Raw genomic sequence first — 12819 nt, 5'->3', positions numbered from 1 at the left:
CCCCGATGCGGGGAGGGTCGTCTTTTCCGGCTAAGGCGTGAACGCCGCAGCCGGATACCCGCCTCCCGAGATTACCGCACCGCGCCCGCTATCCACGCGGACAGCTCATTGAGCTCGGACTCCTGTTCAGGAAAATCGGCCCGTAGCGCTTCGCACTGCTGCTGCAGCGCTTCGCACTGCTGCTGCAGCGCCTCGGCGCGATACGCACAGCCCTGCAGCCGCGCGGCCAGCGCCTCCAGCGGCGCCGGGTTCAGGCTATCGGTAAACATCTGCGTACGGGTGATATGCCCCTTCTCAACGTCGAAATGCAGCTCGACGCCTCCCCAGCGAAAGCGCTCATCCAGCAGGTGAGAGAAGGCCGGCGCCTGGCCAAAATTCCACTCCCAGCTGCTCTGACGGGCGAAGGTTTCGGCAAAATTGGGCAGATCGGGCGTTTTATCCGGGGAAATGACTTCGGCTTCCACCCGCTCGCCGTAGTAGTTGAAAAAAGCCTCTTCAATGGCGGCGCAAACCTGACGGTGGGTGATCCCCGGCAGCAGCTCCACCAGATTAGCCACCCGGCCGCGTACCGAGGTTATCCCCTTGGCCTGCAGCTTTTTTTGGTCCGGATTGAGGTAGTTGGCGAGGCGGCTTAAATCGGCGTTCAGCAGCAGCGTGCCGTGGTGAAAACCGCGATCCAGGGTTTCACGGTAGGCGGAGCCGGAGACCTTGCGGTCGCCTTCGGTGGTTTTCACCACCAGATCGTTGCGCCCGGATGCTTCCGCTACGACCCCCAGCGCGTTGAGCGCCTGCAGGACGATACGCGTGGAGACGGTTTTATCGTACTCGGGCTTGCCCGCCATAAAGGTAAAGCAGGTGTTGCCCAGATCGTGAAAAACGGCGCCGCCGCCGCTGCTGCGGCGGGCCAGACGCACGTTGTCTTCCTCCATCCGCCGGGTGTTGCACTCTTTCCACGGGTTTTGCGCCCGGCCAATCACCACCGTATCGGCATTGCGCCACAGGAACAGGACTCTCTGGGTTGCCGGCATCTGGCGGAAAATAGACTCCTCAACCGCGAGGTTGAACCATGGGTCATAAGAGTCGGAGAGCAGCAGGCGTAGCGTCGACATTGGCGATTTCCTTATTCATCTTTATCTTCGTCCTGTACCGGCTTATTGGCGGTGAGCAGGAAGGGCGATTGCTGCCAGCGGGTACGCTTGCCCTGCAGCAGGGTACGGGTCAGCACGACGCCGATAGCCAGCGACAGCAGCAGCATCAGGCGGAGAATGTTGGTGGTATTATCCACCTGTTTCGCCTCGGTGGCTAAGGTGTGGGTATCGAGGGTCAGGCGCAGATAGCCCAGCGGACCGTTTTTACCCGCAATGGGTTCGACGATTTGCTGATTAAAGTAGCCGCCGGCTTTTTTGCCGTCCAGCGCCAGCCGGTCGCGCACGTCGACGCCTTCGCCGGAGCGTGCTACCAGGTCGCCCTGGTCGTCATAGACGCCGGCATCAAGAATGCGGCTGCGCTGGGTCAGCTGTTCCAGCAGCTGGCCGATGCGCTTCTCATCGGGCGTTTCGCTGCGCATCATCGGCGCAAGATTTAGCGAAACCTGCCGGGCAAGCGTGCGGGCCAGCTCTTCCAGCTGCGGGTTCCGCTGCTTTTGGCTGTTCTGGCTGAACCACGAGGCGCCCTGCATCAGGGCAACGAGAAGCGCCAGACAGATCAGAACGATGACGGCGCGATGCAGTCGGAATTTCAGTTTTGCGCGTACCATATTCCACCTTTAATATTTGCAGCTTAATGTTGCCAGAAGCGCTGGTTACAAGGTAGCCTCATGCGTTATTTTCCTCGCCTGAATGAAGAGATCTGGAGCCGTAATGCCAAACAGTTTGACCTGGTGCGATCTGCCCGAAGATGTTTCCCTGTGGCCTGGATTACCGCTTTCGCTGAGCGGTGACGAGGTCATGCCGCTGGATTATCATGCCGGACGCAGCGGCTGGCTGCTCTACGGCCGGGGCCTTGATAAGCGTCGTCTAACCGACTGGCAGCGTGAGCTGGGCGCGGCGCTGGTTATCGTCGCCTCCTGGGTCGTTGAGGACTATCAGGTGATTCGTCTGGCCGGCTCTCTGACCCTGCGCGCGACCCGGCTGGCCCACGAAGCCGGGCTGGACGTCGCGCCGCTGGGCAAAATCCCGCACCTGCGCTCGCCGGGGCTGCTGGTGATGGATATGGACTCCACCGCCATTCAGATTGAGTGTATCGATGAAATTGCGAAGCTCGCGGGAACCGGCGAGCTGGTATCGGAAGTGACCGAACGCGCGATGCGCGGCGAGCTGGACTTTACCGCCAGCCTGCGCCAGCGGGTGGCGACGCTGAAAGATGCCGATGCCAATATTTTGCTGCAGGTGCGTGACGCGCTGCCGCTGATGCCGGGGCTGACCCAGCTGGTGCTGAAGCTGGAGGCGCTGGGCTGGAAGGTGGCTATCGCCTCCGGCGGCTTCACGTTCTTTGCGGAATACCTGCGCGACAAGCTGCATCTTGACGCCGTGTTCGCCAACGAGCTGGAAATCATGGACGGCAGGCTAACCGGCAACGTGATTGGTGATATCGTCGATGCTAAATACAAAGCCGCGACGCTGCGCAAGCTGGCGGAAAAGTATGAAATTCCGCCGGCGCAGACCGTGGCCATCGGCGACGGCGCCAACGATCTGCCGATGATCAAGGCCGCAGGCCTCGGTATCGCCTATCATGCGAAACCGAAAGTGAACGAGCTGGCGGAAGTGACGATCCGCCACGCTGACCTGATGGGGGTATTCTGTATTCTCTCGGGCAGCATGAATCAAAAGTAAGAGGTTAACGTGGCGAAAGCTCCAAAACGCGCATTTGTCTGTAATGAATGTGGTGCGGATTACCCCCGCTGGCAGGGGCAGTGCAGCGCCTGTCATGCCTGGAATACCATCACCGAGGTGCGTATTGCCGCTTCGCCGCAGGTGGCGAGAAACGAACGCCTGACGGGCTATGCCGGTCATGCCGGCGTGTCGAAGGTGCAAAAGCTGTCGGAGATAAGCCTTGAGGCGCTGCCGCGCTTTTCCACCGGCTTTAAAGAGTTTGACCGCGTGCTTGGCGGCGGCGTGGTGCCAGGGAGCGCGATTCTGATTGGCGGCAGCCCGGGAGCGGGGAAATCGACTCTGTTGCTCCAGACGCTGTGCCGGCTGGCGGAAGGAATGAAAACCCTGTACGTCACCGGAGAGGAGTCGCTGCAGCAGGTGGCGATGCGCGCGCGTCGTCTGGGGCTGCCGACGGCCAATCTCAATATGCTCTCCGAAACCAGCATTGAGCAAATCTGCCAGATCGCCGACGAAGAGAAGCCGCAACTGATGGTGATCGACTCGATCCAGGTGATGCATATGGCCGACGTCCAGTCCTCGCCGGGCAGCGTGGCCCAGGTGCGTGAGACCGCCGCTTATCTGACGCGGTTTGCCAAAACCCGTGACGTGGCGATTATCATGGTGGGTCACGTCACCAAAGACGGCTCGCTGGCCGGGCCGAAGGTGCTCGAACACTGTATTGACTGCTCGGTGCTGCTGGATGGCGACGCCGATTCCCGCTTTCGCACCCTGCGCAGCCATAAAAACCGCTTCGGCGCGGTGAATGAGCTGGGGGTCTTCGCGATGACCGAGCAGGGGCTGCGCGAAATCAGCAACCCTTCGGCTATTTTCCTCAGCCGCGGCGATGAGGTCACCTCCGGCAGCTCGGTGATGGTGGTCTGGGAAGGCACCCGCCCGCTGCTGGTGGAGATTCAGGCGCTGGTCGATCACTCGATGATGTCCAATCCGCGCCGGGTGGCCGTGGGGCTGGAGCAGAACCGTCTGGCGATACTGCTGGCGGTGCTGCACCGTCACGGCGGCCTGCAGATGGCCGACCAGGACGTCTTCGTCAACGTCGTTGGCGGGGTGAAGGTGGCGGAAACCAGCGCCGATCTCGCGCTGCTGCTGGCGATGGTTTCAAGCCTGCGCGATCGTCCGCTGCCGCACGATCTGGTAGTGTTTGGCGAAGTGGGGCTGTCCGGTGAGATCCGCCCGGTGCCCAGCGGTCAGGAGCGCATCTCCGAGGCGGCCAAGCATGGGTTCCGTCGCGCCATCGTCCCGGCGGCCAACGTGCCGAAAAAAGTACCGGAAGGGATGCAAATCTTTGGCGTGAAAAAACTTGCGGATGCGCTAAGCGTTTTTGACGACTTATAATTAAATATCCGTCGTCTTTCCGGCGGCAGGTATGTTGGCGGCGTTCGCTTGCCGCCTTCCTGCCGGCCGAAACCCAGCGGATATTTTTTCAGTATTGCTAAAGCAGGAGGCTCTTGTGTCATCGTTCGACTATCTCAAAACCGCGATTAAGCAAAAAGGCTGCACGCTGCAGCAGGTGGCTGAAGCCAGCGGGATGACCAAAGGCTATCTGAGCCAGCTGCTGAATGCGAAAATTAAGAGCCCGAGCGCGCAGAAGCTGGAAGCCCTGCACCGCTTTCTCGGCCTTGAGTTCCCGCGTCGGCAGAAAAGCGTCGGCGTGGTGTTTGGTAAGTTTTACCCGCTGCATACCGGCCATATCTATTTGATCCAGCGCGCCTGCAGCCAGGTCGATGAGCTGCATATCATCATGGGCTATGACGATACCCGCGACCGCGAGCTGTTTGAAGAGAGCGCCATGTCGCAGCAGCCTACGGTGCCCGACCGCCTGCGCTGGCTGCTGCAAACGTTCAAATATCAGAAAAACATCCGCATTCACGCCTTTAATGAAGAGGGGATGGAGCCTTATCCGCACGGCTGGGACGTCTGGAGCCGCGGGATCCGCGCCTTTATGGACGAGAAGGGCATTCAGCCGAACTGGATCTATACCTCAGAAGAGTCCGACGCGCCGCAGTATCTGGAGCACCTCGGGATCGAGACGGTTCTGATCGATCCGAAGCGCACCTTTATGAGCATCAGCGGCGGGCAGATTCGCGAAAACCCGTTCCGCTACTGGGAATATATTCCCACCGAAGTGAAGCCGTTCTTCGTGCGTACGGTGGCGATTCTGGGCGGCGAGTCGAGCGGTAAATCGACGCTGGTCAATAAGCTGTCCAATATCTTTAATACCACCAGCGCCTGGGAGTACGGCCGGGATTATGTCTTCTCGCATCTGGGCGGCGACGAGATGGCGCTGCAGTATTCTGACTATGACAAAATTGCGCTTGGGCACGCGCAGTACATTGATTTTGCTGTTAAATATGCCAACAAGGTCGCGTTTATCGATACCGATTTCGTCAGTACTCAGGCGTTCTGTCTGAAGTATGAAGGCCGCGAGCATCCCTTCGTCCAGGCGCTGATTGACGAGTACCGTTTCGACCTGGTTATCCTGCTGGAGAACAATACGCCGTGGGTGGCCGACGGTTTACGCAGCCTGGGAAGCTCGGTGGATCGTACGGAGTTCCAGACCCTGCTGGTGTCGTTGTTGAAAGAGAACGAAATAGACTTCGTGCACGTGAAAGAGGCGGACTACGATACGCGCTTTCTGCGCTGCGTCGAGCTGGTGAAACAGCTGATGGGCGAGCCGGGCTAACGACCGCTCCGGCTCCGTGGCAGAGGCGTGGAGCAGAAAAACGGGCGGCCCAGGCCACCCGTTTTTTATTACCTGCTTTTATTACTTGGCAATACGTTTGTACTTGATGCGCTTCGGCTCCAGCGCATCGGCGCCGAGGGTACGCTTCTTGTACTCTTCGTATTCGGTAAAGTTACCTTCGAAGAACTCCACCTTGCCCTCATCCTGGTAATCCAGAATGTGGGTCGCGACGCGGTCAAGGAACCAGCGGTCGTGCGAGATAACCATCGCACAGCCCGGGAACTCCAGCAGGGCGTTTTCTAACGCGCGCAGGGTTTCGATATCCAGGTCGTTGGTTGGTTCATCGAGCAGCAGCACGTTACCGCCAACCTGCAGCAGCTTGGCGAGGTGCAGACGACCGCGCTCACCGCCGGACAGCTCGCCGACGCGTTTGCCCTGATCGACGCCTTTGAAGTTAAAGCGGCCAACGTAGGCGCGGCTCGGCATCTCGGTGTTGCCGATCTTCATGATATCCAGCCCGCCGGAGACCTCTTCCCACACGGTTTTGCTGTTATCCATCGCGTCACGGAACTGATCGACGGAGGCCAGCTTGACGGTCTCGCCCAGGGTGATAGTACCGGCATCAGGCTGTTCCTGACCGGACATCATGCGGAACAGGGTGGATTTACCCGCGCCGTTTGGCCCGATAATCCCGACGATGGCCCCTTTCGGTACCGAGAAGCTCAGGTCGTCAATCAGCAGGCGATCGCCGTAGGATTTACGCAGGTTGCTAACCTCAACGACCTTATCCCCCAGACGGGCTCCAGGCGGAATAAACAGTTCGTTGGTTTCGTTACGCTTCTGGTACTCAACGCTGTTAAGCTCTTCGAAGCGCGCCAGACGGGCTTTACCCTTGGACTGACGGCCTTTGGCGCCCTGGCGGACCCACTCCAGCTCTTTCTCAATCGACTTGCGGCGCGCCGCTTCCTGAGAGGCTTCCTGGGCCAGACGCTGATCTTTTTGCTCCAGCCAGGAGGAGTAGTTGCCTTCCCACGGAATGCCTTCGCCGCGGTCGAGCTCGAGGATCCAGCCGGCGACGTTATCAAGGAAGTAACGGTCGTGGGTAATGGCCACAACGGTGCCTTCGAAGTCGTGCAGGAAGCGTTCCAGCCAGGCCACGGATTCGGCATCCAGGTGGTTGGTCGGTTCGTCGAGCAGCAGCATGTCCGGCTTTTCCAGCAGCAGGCGGCACAGCGCCACGCGGCGGCGCTCACCGCCGGAGAGGTTGGCGATTTTGGCATCCCAGTCCGGCAGGCGCAGGGCGTCGGCCGCGCGCTCGAGCTGCACGTTCAGGTTATGGCCGTCGTGCGCCTGAATAATCTCCTCAAACTTGCCCTGCTGGGCGGCGAGCTTATCGAAGTCGGCATCCGGCTCGGCGTACTTCGCGTACACCTCATCGAGGCCTTTCAGCGCGTTAACCACTTCGGCAACCGCTTCTTCCACGGACTCGCGAACGGTCTGCTCCGGGTTAAGCTTCGGTTCCTGCGGCAGGTAGCCAATCTTCAGGCCCGGCTGCGGGCGGGCTTCGCCTTCGATATCGGTATCGATACCGGCCATAATGCGCAGCAGGGTGGATTTACCGGCGCCGTTCAGGCCGAGAACGCCGATCTTCGCCCCAGGGAAGAAGCTCAGGGAGATATTTTTCAAAATATGACGTTTCGGCGGAACCACTTTGCCGACACGATGCATGGTATAAACGAATTGAGCCACGTTGGACTTCGCCTCTTTTATATACTCTTCATCCTTCAGGCTGCATTAGCGAGAATGATTTTGAGTAGGGTAGTGAATAGTTTTCAAAGGCGAAGTGTAGCCTTTTTCGCGCTTTAATCCCAGAGAGGCGATGGGATTCACAGAAGAGTAAAAAAATGTTCAGGACGTGGCGCGTTTGGCGTTGTCTGGTTAGCATATCTAAAGCGATACCGGAATATTTTAAAAGCGGCACGATGCTGCTCTGATGGACTTAAATAGGGGAATAGCTTGTGGAAAAGGCCAAAACTACGGCATGGCGCCTTCTGGCTGCCGGCGTAAGTCTGCTGACGCTTAGCCAGCTGGCGCATGCGGATTCACTGGATGAACAGCGCAGCCGCTATGCCCAAATTAAGCAGGCGTGGGATAACCGGCAGATGGCGGTCGTCGATGCGCTGATGCCCACGCTGTCGACCTATCCGTTATATCCGTATCTCCAGTACCGGCAGATAACCGATGACCTGATGAATCAGCCGGCGCTGGTGGTGAAAAATTTCATTGAGGCTAACCCCACGCTTCCGCCCGCCCGCTCCCTGAAATCGCGCTTCGTCAACGAGCTGGCCCGCCGCAGCGACTGGCAAGGCCTGCTGGCGTTTAGTCCCGACAAGCCGGCCGGCACCGAGGCGCAGTGTAACTATTACTATGCGAAGCTGAGCGTGGGCCAGGCGCAGGAGGCCTGGGAGGGCGCAAAAACGCTGTGGCTCACCGGTAAAAGCCAGCCCAACGCGTGCGATGCGCTGTTCAGCGCCTGGCGCGCTTCCGGCCAGCAGGACCCACTGGCGTGGCTCGAACGCATCCGCCTGGCGATGAAGGCGGGCAACACCAGCCTCGTGCGATCGCTGGCGCAGCAGATGCCGCCGGAGTATCAGACCATCTCTTCGGCGATTGTGGCGCTGGCCAACGACCCGAATAGCGTGATGAATTTTGCCCGCACCACCGGGGCCACCGATTTCACCCGTCAGATGGCGGCGGTGGCCTTTGAAAGCGTGGCGCGTCAGGACGTTGAAAACGCCCGGCTGATGATCCCCTCACTGGTCCAGGCGCAGCAGCTCAATGACGATCAAACCCAGGCGCTGCGGGATATCGTGGCCTGGCGCCTGATGGGCACCGACGTTACCGACGAGCAGGCGGCCTGGCGCGATGACGCCATTATGCGCTCGCAGTCCACGCCGCTGGTGGAGCGCCGCGTGCGCATGGCGCTGGGGACCGGCGATCGTCGCGGCCTGAATACCTGGCTGGCTCGGCTGCCGATGGAGGCCAAAGAGAAAGACGAGTGGCGCTACTGGCAGGCGGATTTGCTGCTGGAGCGCGGGCGTGACGATGAAGCGAAAGCGATTCTCCGTTCGCTGATGCAGCAGCGCGGCTTCTACCCGATGATTGCCGCCCAGCGGCTAGGGGAAGCGTTCACCTTCCGCATCGACAAGGCGCCCGCTACCCTCGATTCGGCGCTGACTTCGGGGCCGGAAATGGCCAGGGTACGCGAGCTGATGTACTGGAATATGGACAACACTGCGCGCAGCGAGTGGGCCAACCTGGTGACCAGCCGGACCAAAGATCAGCAGGCGCAGCTGGCGCGCTACGCCTTCAACCAGCACTGGTGGGATCTTAGCGTGCAGGCGACGATCGCCGGGAAGCTGTGGGATCAGCTGGAAGAGCGCTTCCCGCTGGCCTGGAACGATCTTTTCTCCCGTTACATCAGCGGCAAAGATATTACGCAAAGCTACGCCATGGCGATCGCCCGTCAGGAGAGCGCCTGGAACCCGAAGGTCCGCTCGCCGGTTGGCGCCAGCGGCCTGATGCAGATTATGCCGGGCACTGCGACCCATACGGTCGGGATGTTTAATATTGCCGGCTACGGCGGCCCGTCGCAGCTGCTGGATCCGGAAACCAATATCAATATTGGCACCAGCTATCTGCAGTACGTTTATCAGCAGTTCGGCAATAACCGCATTTACGCTTCCGCCGCCTACAACGCCGGGCCTGGACGGGTGCGCACCTGGCGGAGCAATAGCGCCGGGCGGATCGACGCGGTGGCGTTTATCGAGAGCATTCCGTTCTCGGAAACGCGCGGCTACGTGAAGAACGTGCTCTCCTATGACGCTTACTATCGCTACTTCATGGGCGAGAAAGCGGGGATGCTCAGCGATGCGGAGTGGCGGCAGCGTTACTAGCGCCGGCGGGCGGCATAGCATTTTGCTATGCCGCCCGAAATCGATAGAGTATTGACCGGAGTATGCTATGCTTTGTACTCGTTAATGAGTACATACGCCCGGCGGTTCGAACCGTCGGCCTTAACATGGCGGCGCAACATGACCCAACAATCCCCTTATTCTGCGGCGGTGGCCGAACAACGTCATCAGGAGTGGCTTCGCTTCGTGGCCTTACTTCAGCAGGCGTACGCCGACGATCTGCACCTGCCGCTGCTGCAGCTGATGCTGACGCCCGACGAGCGCGAAGCGCTGGGCACCCGGGTGCGGATTATCGAAGAGCTTTTGCGCGGGGAGATGAGCCAGCGCGAGCTGAAAAGCGAGCTCGGCGCCGGGATTGCCACCATTACCCGCGGCTCGAATAGCCTGAAATCGGCGCCCGCCGAGCTGCGCCAGTGGCTGGAGCAGGCGCTGCTGAACGTTAACGATAAATAGCGTTATGAAACGGGCTAAGAGCCAGCACCACCGCCTGATGATACACGCTGCTGCGCGTCAGCTTACCGGCGGTAAAAATGCCGATAGCCCCCTCTTTACGGCCAATTTCATCGATGCCGGTGTGCTGTGACATCACCGGCCCGAGGGCCGCGCCGGCGCGGACCTGCTCGAGAATGACCGCCGGTAGCGGCAGGGTGGCCGAGCGCGCTTCGCCGCGCTGTAGGCTATTTTCGATAACCACCCAGCTAAACGTGCTGCCGTCATCTATTCCGGCCTCAATGGCGACCCAGAAATCGGCATTCGGGCGCGCGGCCCGCGCATTCGCGACCCGATTTCGTGCGCCAGCGCGCGTTTCGGCGCTGCCAAACGGCTGTTCCGGCACGCCGCTCTCGACGGAGACGGACTCAATGTGGCAGGATCCTTCGCCGAAGATCTCGTTAAAAGCCTGCAGAATTGCCTGAATTTTGGCGGGATTAGTGGTAGCTGAGACAACATGGTGCATAATCAAACAACTCAGAATAAATTAACGTCATCGCAGTATACTCCAAATCGTTTTCGCTGCAGGCCGCCGGCCCGCTAGCTGAAATTATGAAGAGCACAGAACGGATAAAAAGCATGTTACAGGTACACCTTGTTCGCCACGGTGAAACGCAGTGGAACGCCGAGCGACGTATTCAGGGCCAGTCCGACAGTCCGCTAACCGCCCACGGTGAGCGTCAGGCCTGGCAGGTTGGCGAACGCGCCAAGACGCTGAACATTACGCATATTATTGCCAGCGATTTAGGACGTACGCGCCGAACGGCAGAAATTATCGCGGAAGCCTGCGGCTGTAGCGTTGTCCTCGACTCACGCCTGCGCGAGCTGGATATGGGGGTTCTTGAGAAACGCCATATTGATTCGCTGAGCGAGGAGGAGGAGAGCTGGCGTCGTCGGCTGGTTAACGGCACCCCGGACGGACGTATTCCGCAAGGCGAGTCGATGCAGGAGCTTAGCCAGCGTATGCACGCGGCCCTGACCGCCTGTCTGGAGCTGCCTGAAGGGAGCCGGCCGCTGCTGGTGAGTCACGGGATGGCGTTGGGCTGTCTGGTGAGTACGATTCTTGGCCTGCCCGCGCACGCCGAACGTCGGCTGCGTCTGCGCAACTGTTCGATTTCACGCGTTGATTATCAGCAAAGCCCGTGGCTGGCTTCAGGCTGGGTGGTGGAGACCGCGGGGGATATTTCGCATCTTGATGCCCCCGCGATGGACGAACTGCAGCGCTAGCGGCGGATCGGGATCAGATACTCGCAGCGTAGCTGAATCGGCGTATCCTGATCCCGGTTTTCATCCTGAGGGAAGAAGCGTTCGATATCCAGGCCCTTGCGGCGGGTGAGGTTCAGCATCGGCATGCAGGTACCGTACACCGTCAGGATAAACTCCTGCAGCCCGCTCCCCAATCCTTCATAGGTGAACATCACATACTCACCGCCTTCCAGGACGATCGGATGCGAATTGTGCAGGTGACCGCTGGCCATCTCAGGCGTCACGGCGGTGGTATAGAAGACCTCCTGCTCGTCATCTTTCTCAAGGCTTGGGCGCGGTTCATGCAGGCCGTAGAGGGTGGGTGGAATCGACGGCGAATTGCCGAGGAAATCCCGCCAGAACTGCACGCGCATCTGGTTACGGAAGTCAGAGATCTCCTCCAGCTTACAGGTATAGCTCTGGGTCACGCCAATCAGCGGCGTATTGCGCAGGGTGATAAACTCGTGCTGCGGCATGGTGAATTCGCCAAGGCGCAGCGGAGGACGGATACCGTAAGCGCTCCAGTCAGGGGTGCGGCGGTAGAGCGCAGGGGTCAGAGAGAACTGTTTTTTAAACGCCCGGGTAAACGTCTGCTGAGAGTCAAAGCGATACTGCAGCGCGATGTCGAGGATTGGGCGCGCGGTCAGGCGCAGCGCCACCGCCGATTTTGATAAACGGCGCGCGCGGATATAGGCACCTATAGCATGGCCGGTCACGTCTTTGAACATTCTTTGCAAATGCCACTTGGAATAACCGGCCTTCGCTGCCACATTGTCCAACGACAGCGGTTGATCCAGGTGACCTTCCAGCCAGCTAAGGAGATCGCGAATAATCCCTGCTTGATCCATAAAATGTCCTCATCCTTAAACTTAGGTGCCTGCTACTTAAGGTAGCGGATAATAGCATTTTTTGATGTTTTAGCATTCAGTGTTTTTTTTGCCTTTAAATGCGATGTGTCAGCGAACACTCCTGCTATTTTTGTAAAGCTGTGATCTATAAACCTTTTCCATTGAGCCAATAATCATCGCTCGGGGAAAATCTAAAAAATGGTAACAATATGAAATACAAGAAGTTAATGATCGGACTGCTCTTACTGGCCGGCTGCCAGGCGGCTCAGGCGGAGCAGATTGGCTCGGTGGATACCGTTTTCAAATTCTTTGGCCCGGACCATAAGATCGTCGTTGAAGCCTTCGACGATCCGGACGTGCAGAACGTGACCTGCTATATCAGCCGGGCGAAAACCGGCGGCATTAAGGGCGGTCTGGGGCTGGCGGAAGATACCTCTGACGCGGCGATCTCCTGCCAGCAGGTCGGGCCGATTGAAGTGACCGATAAAATCAAAAACGGCAAGTCGCAGGGCGAAGTGGTGTTCCAGAAACGCACCTCGCTGGTGTTTAAAAAGCTGCAGGTCGTCCGTTTTTATGACAGCAAACGTAACGCCCTGATCTACATGAGCTATTCCGATAAGGTCGTCGACGGATCGCCGAAGAATGCGCTCAGCGCCGTGCCGATCATGCCGTGGAATAAATAACAGGGAACG

General features: G+C 59.1%; 12 protein-coding genes. 7 read left to right on the top strand and 5 right to left on the bottom strand.

Features of this window, described 5'->3' with window-relative positions; genetic code table 11:
• Window positions 1-71: 71 nt before the first annotated feature.
• Together lplA and AC1M2H_RS23360 are read right to left on the bottom strand one after the other, a co-directional pair.
• Window positions 72-1109, bottom strand: coding sequence for a lipoate--protein ligase (lplA, locus tag AC1M2H_RS23365; protein ID WP_480149251.1), 1038 nt, complete (start codon window positions 1107-1109; stop codon window positions 72-74).
• Window positions 1110-1120: 11 nt separating this feature from the next.
• Window positions 1121-1756 carry a YtjB family periplasmic protein gene (locus tag AC1M2H_RS23360; RefSeq protein ID WP_480149250.1) on the bottom strand — a complete coding sequence of 212 codons (636 nt, stop codon included), beginning with the start codon at window positions 1754-1756 and terminating at the stop codon, window positions 1121-1123.
• Between the two features lie 103 nt (window positions 1757-1859).
• On the opposite strand from AC1M2H_RS23360, the gene serB reads away from it, so the two are divergent.
• The 3 genes from serB to nadR all read left to right on the top strand — a co-directional run bounded on the left by serB (window position 1860) and on the right by nadR (window position 5571).
• On the top strand, window positions 1860-2831 hold the full coding sequence (gene serB, locus AC1M2H_RS23355) for a phosphoserine phosphatase (RefSeq protein WP_159237545.1): 972 nt from the start codon (window positions 1860-1862) through the stop codon (window positions 2829-2831).
• A 9-nt stretch (window positions 2832-2840) separates the two neighbouring features.
• On the top strand, window positions 2841-4223 hold the full coding sequence (gene radA, locus AC1M2H_RS23350; protein ID WP_480149249.1) for a DNA repair protein RadA: 1383 nt from the start codon (window positions 2841-2843) through the stop codon (window positions 4221-4223).
• A 115-nt stretch (window positions 4224-4338) separates the two neighbouring features.
• The gene (gene nadR / locus AC1M2H_RS23345) at window positions 4339-5571 is read left to right on the top strand and encodes a multifunctional transcriptional regulator/nicotinamide-nucleotide adenylyltransferase/ribosylnicotinamide kinase NadR (protein ID WP_480149248.1); all 1233 of its coding nucleotides are present in this window, start codon (window positions 4339-4341) and stop codon (window positions 5569-5571) included.
• A gap of 81 nt (window positions 5572-5652) precedes the next feature.
• Here nadR and ettA read toward each other — a convergent pair whose 3' ends face one another.
• The gene (gene ettA / locus AC1M2H_RS23340; protein ID WP_426813150.1) at window positions 5653-7320 is read right to left on the bottom strand and encodes an energy-dependent translational throttle protein EttA; all 1668 of its coding nucleotides are present in this window, start codon (window positions 7318-7320) and stop codon (window positions 5653-5655) included.
• Between the two features lie 269 nt (window positions 7321-7589).
• On the opposite strand from ettA, the gene sltY reads away from it, so the two are divergent.
• Together sltY and trpR are read left to right on the top strand one after the other, a co-directional pair.
• Window positions 7590-9527: a murein transglycosylase gene (gene sltY / locus AC1M2H_RS23335; protein ID WP_480149247.1), complete on the top strand. Its 1938-nt coding sequence runs from the start codon at window positions 7590-7592 to the stop codon at window positions 9525-9527.
• A 138-nt stretch (window positions 9528-9665) separates the two neighbouring features.
• Window positions 9666-9998, top strand: a complete 333-nt coding sequence (gene trpR / locus AC1M2H_RS23330; RefSeq protein ID WP_095103919.1) for a trp operon repressor — start codon at window positions 9666-9668, stop codon at window positions 9996-9998.
• Here trpR and yjjX read toward each other — a convergent pair.
• The gene (gene yjjX / locus AC1M2H_RS23325) at window positions 9985-10500 is read right to left on the bottom strand and encodes an inosine/xanthosine triphosphatase (RefSeq protein WP_480149246.1); all 516 of its coding nucleotides are present in this window, start codon (window positions 10498-10500) and stop codon (window positions 9985-9987) included. The genes trpR and yjjX overlap by 14 nt on opposite strands.
• A 113-nt stretch (window positions 10501-10613) precedes the next feature.
• On the opposite strand from yjjX, the gene gpmB reads away from it, so the two are divergent.
• Window positions 10614-11261 (top strand): 2,3-diphosphoglycerate-dependent phosphoglycerate mutase GpmB, encoded by a 648-nt coding sequence (gene gpmB / locus AC1M2H_RS23320; protein WP_480149245.1) that lies wholly within the window; start codon window positions 10614-10616, stop codon window positions 11259-11261.
• Here gpmB and robA read toward each other — a convergent pair.
• On the bottom strand, window positions 11258-12127 hold the full coding sequence (gene robA / locus AC1M2H_RS23315) for an MDR efflux pump AcrAB transcriptional activator RobA (RefSeq protein WP_480149244.1): 870 nt from the start codon (window positions 12125-12127) through the stop codon (window positions 11258-11260). The genes gpmB and robA overlap by 4 nt on opposite strands.
• Window positions 12128-12336: 209 nt before the next feature.
• On the opposite strand from robA, the gene creA reads away from it, so the two are divergent.
• Window positions 12337-12810: a protein CreA gene (gene creA, locus AC1M2H_RS23310; RefSeq protein ID WP_480149243.1), complete on the top strand. Its 474-nt coding sequence runs from the start codon at window positions 12337-12339 to the stop codon at window positions 12808-12810.
• Window positions 12811-12819 lie beyond the last annotated feature (9 nt).

The organism is Klebsiella sp. F11, assembly GCF_056712265.1.
The sequence above is the reverse complement of the archived record's forward strand: the minus strand, read 5'-3'. Positions and strand labels throughout refer to the sequence as shown.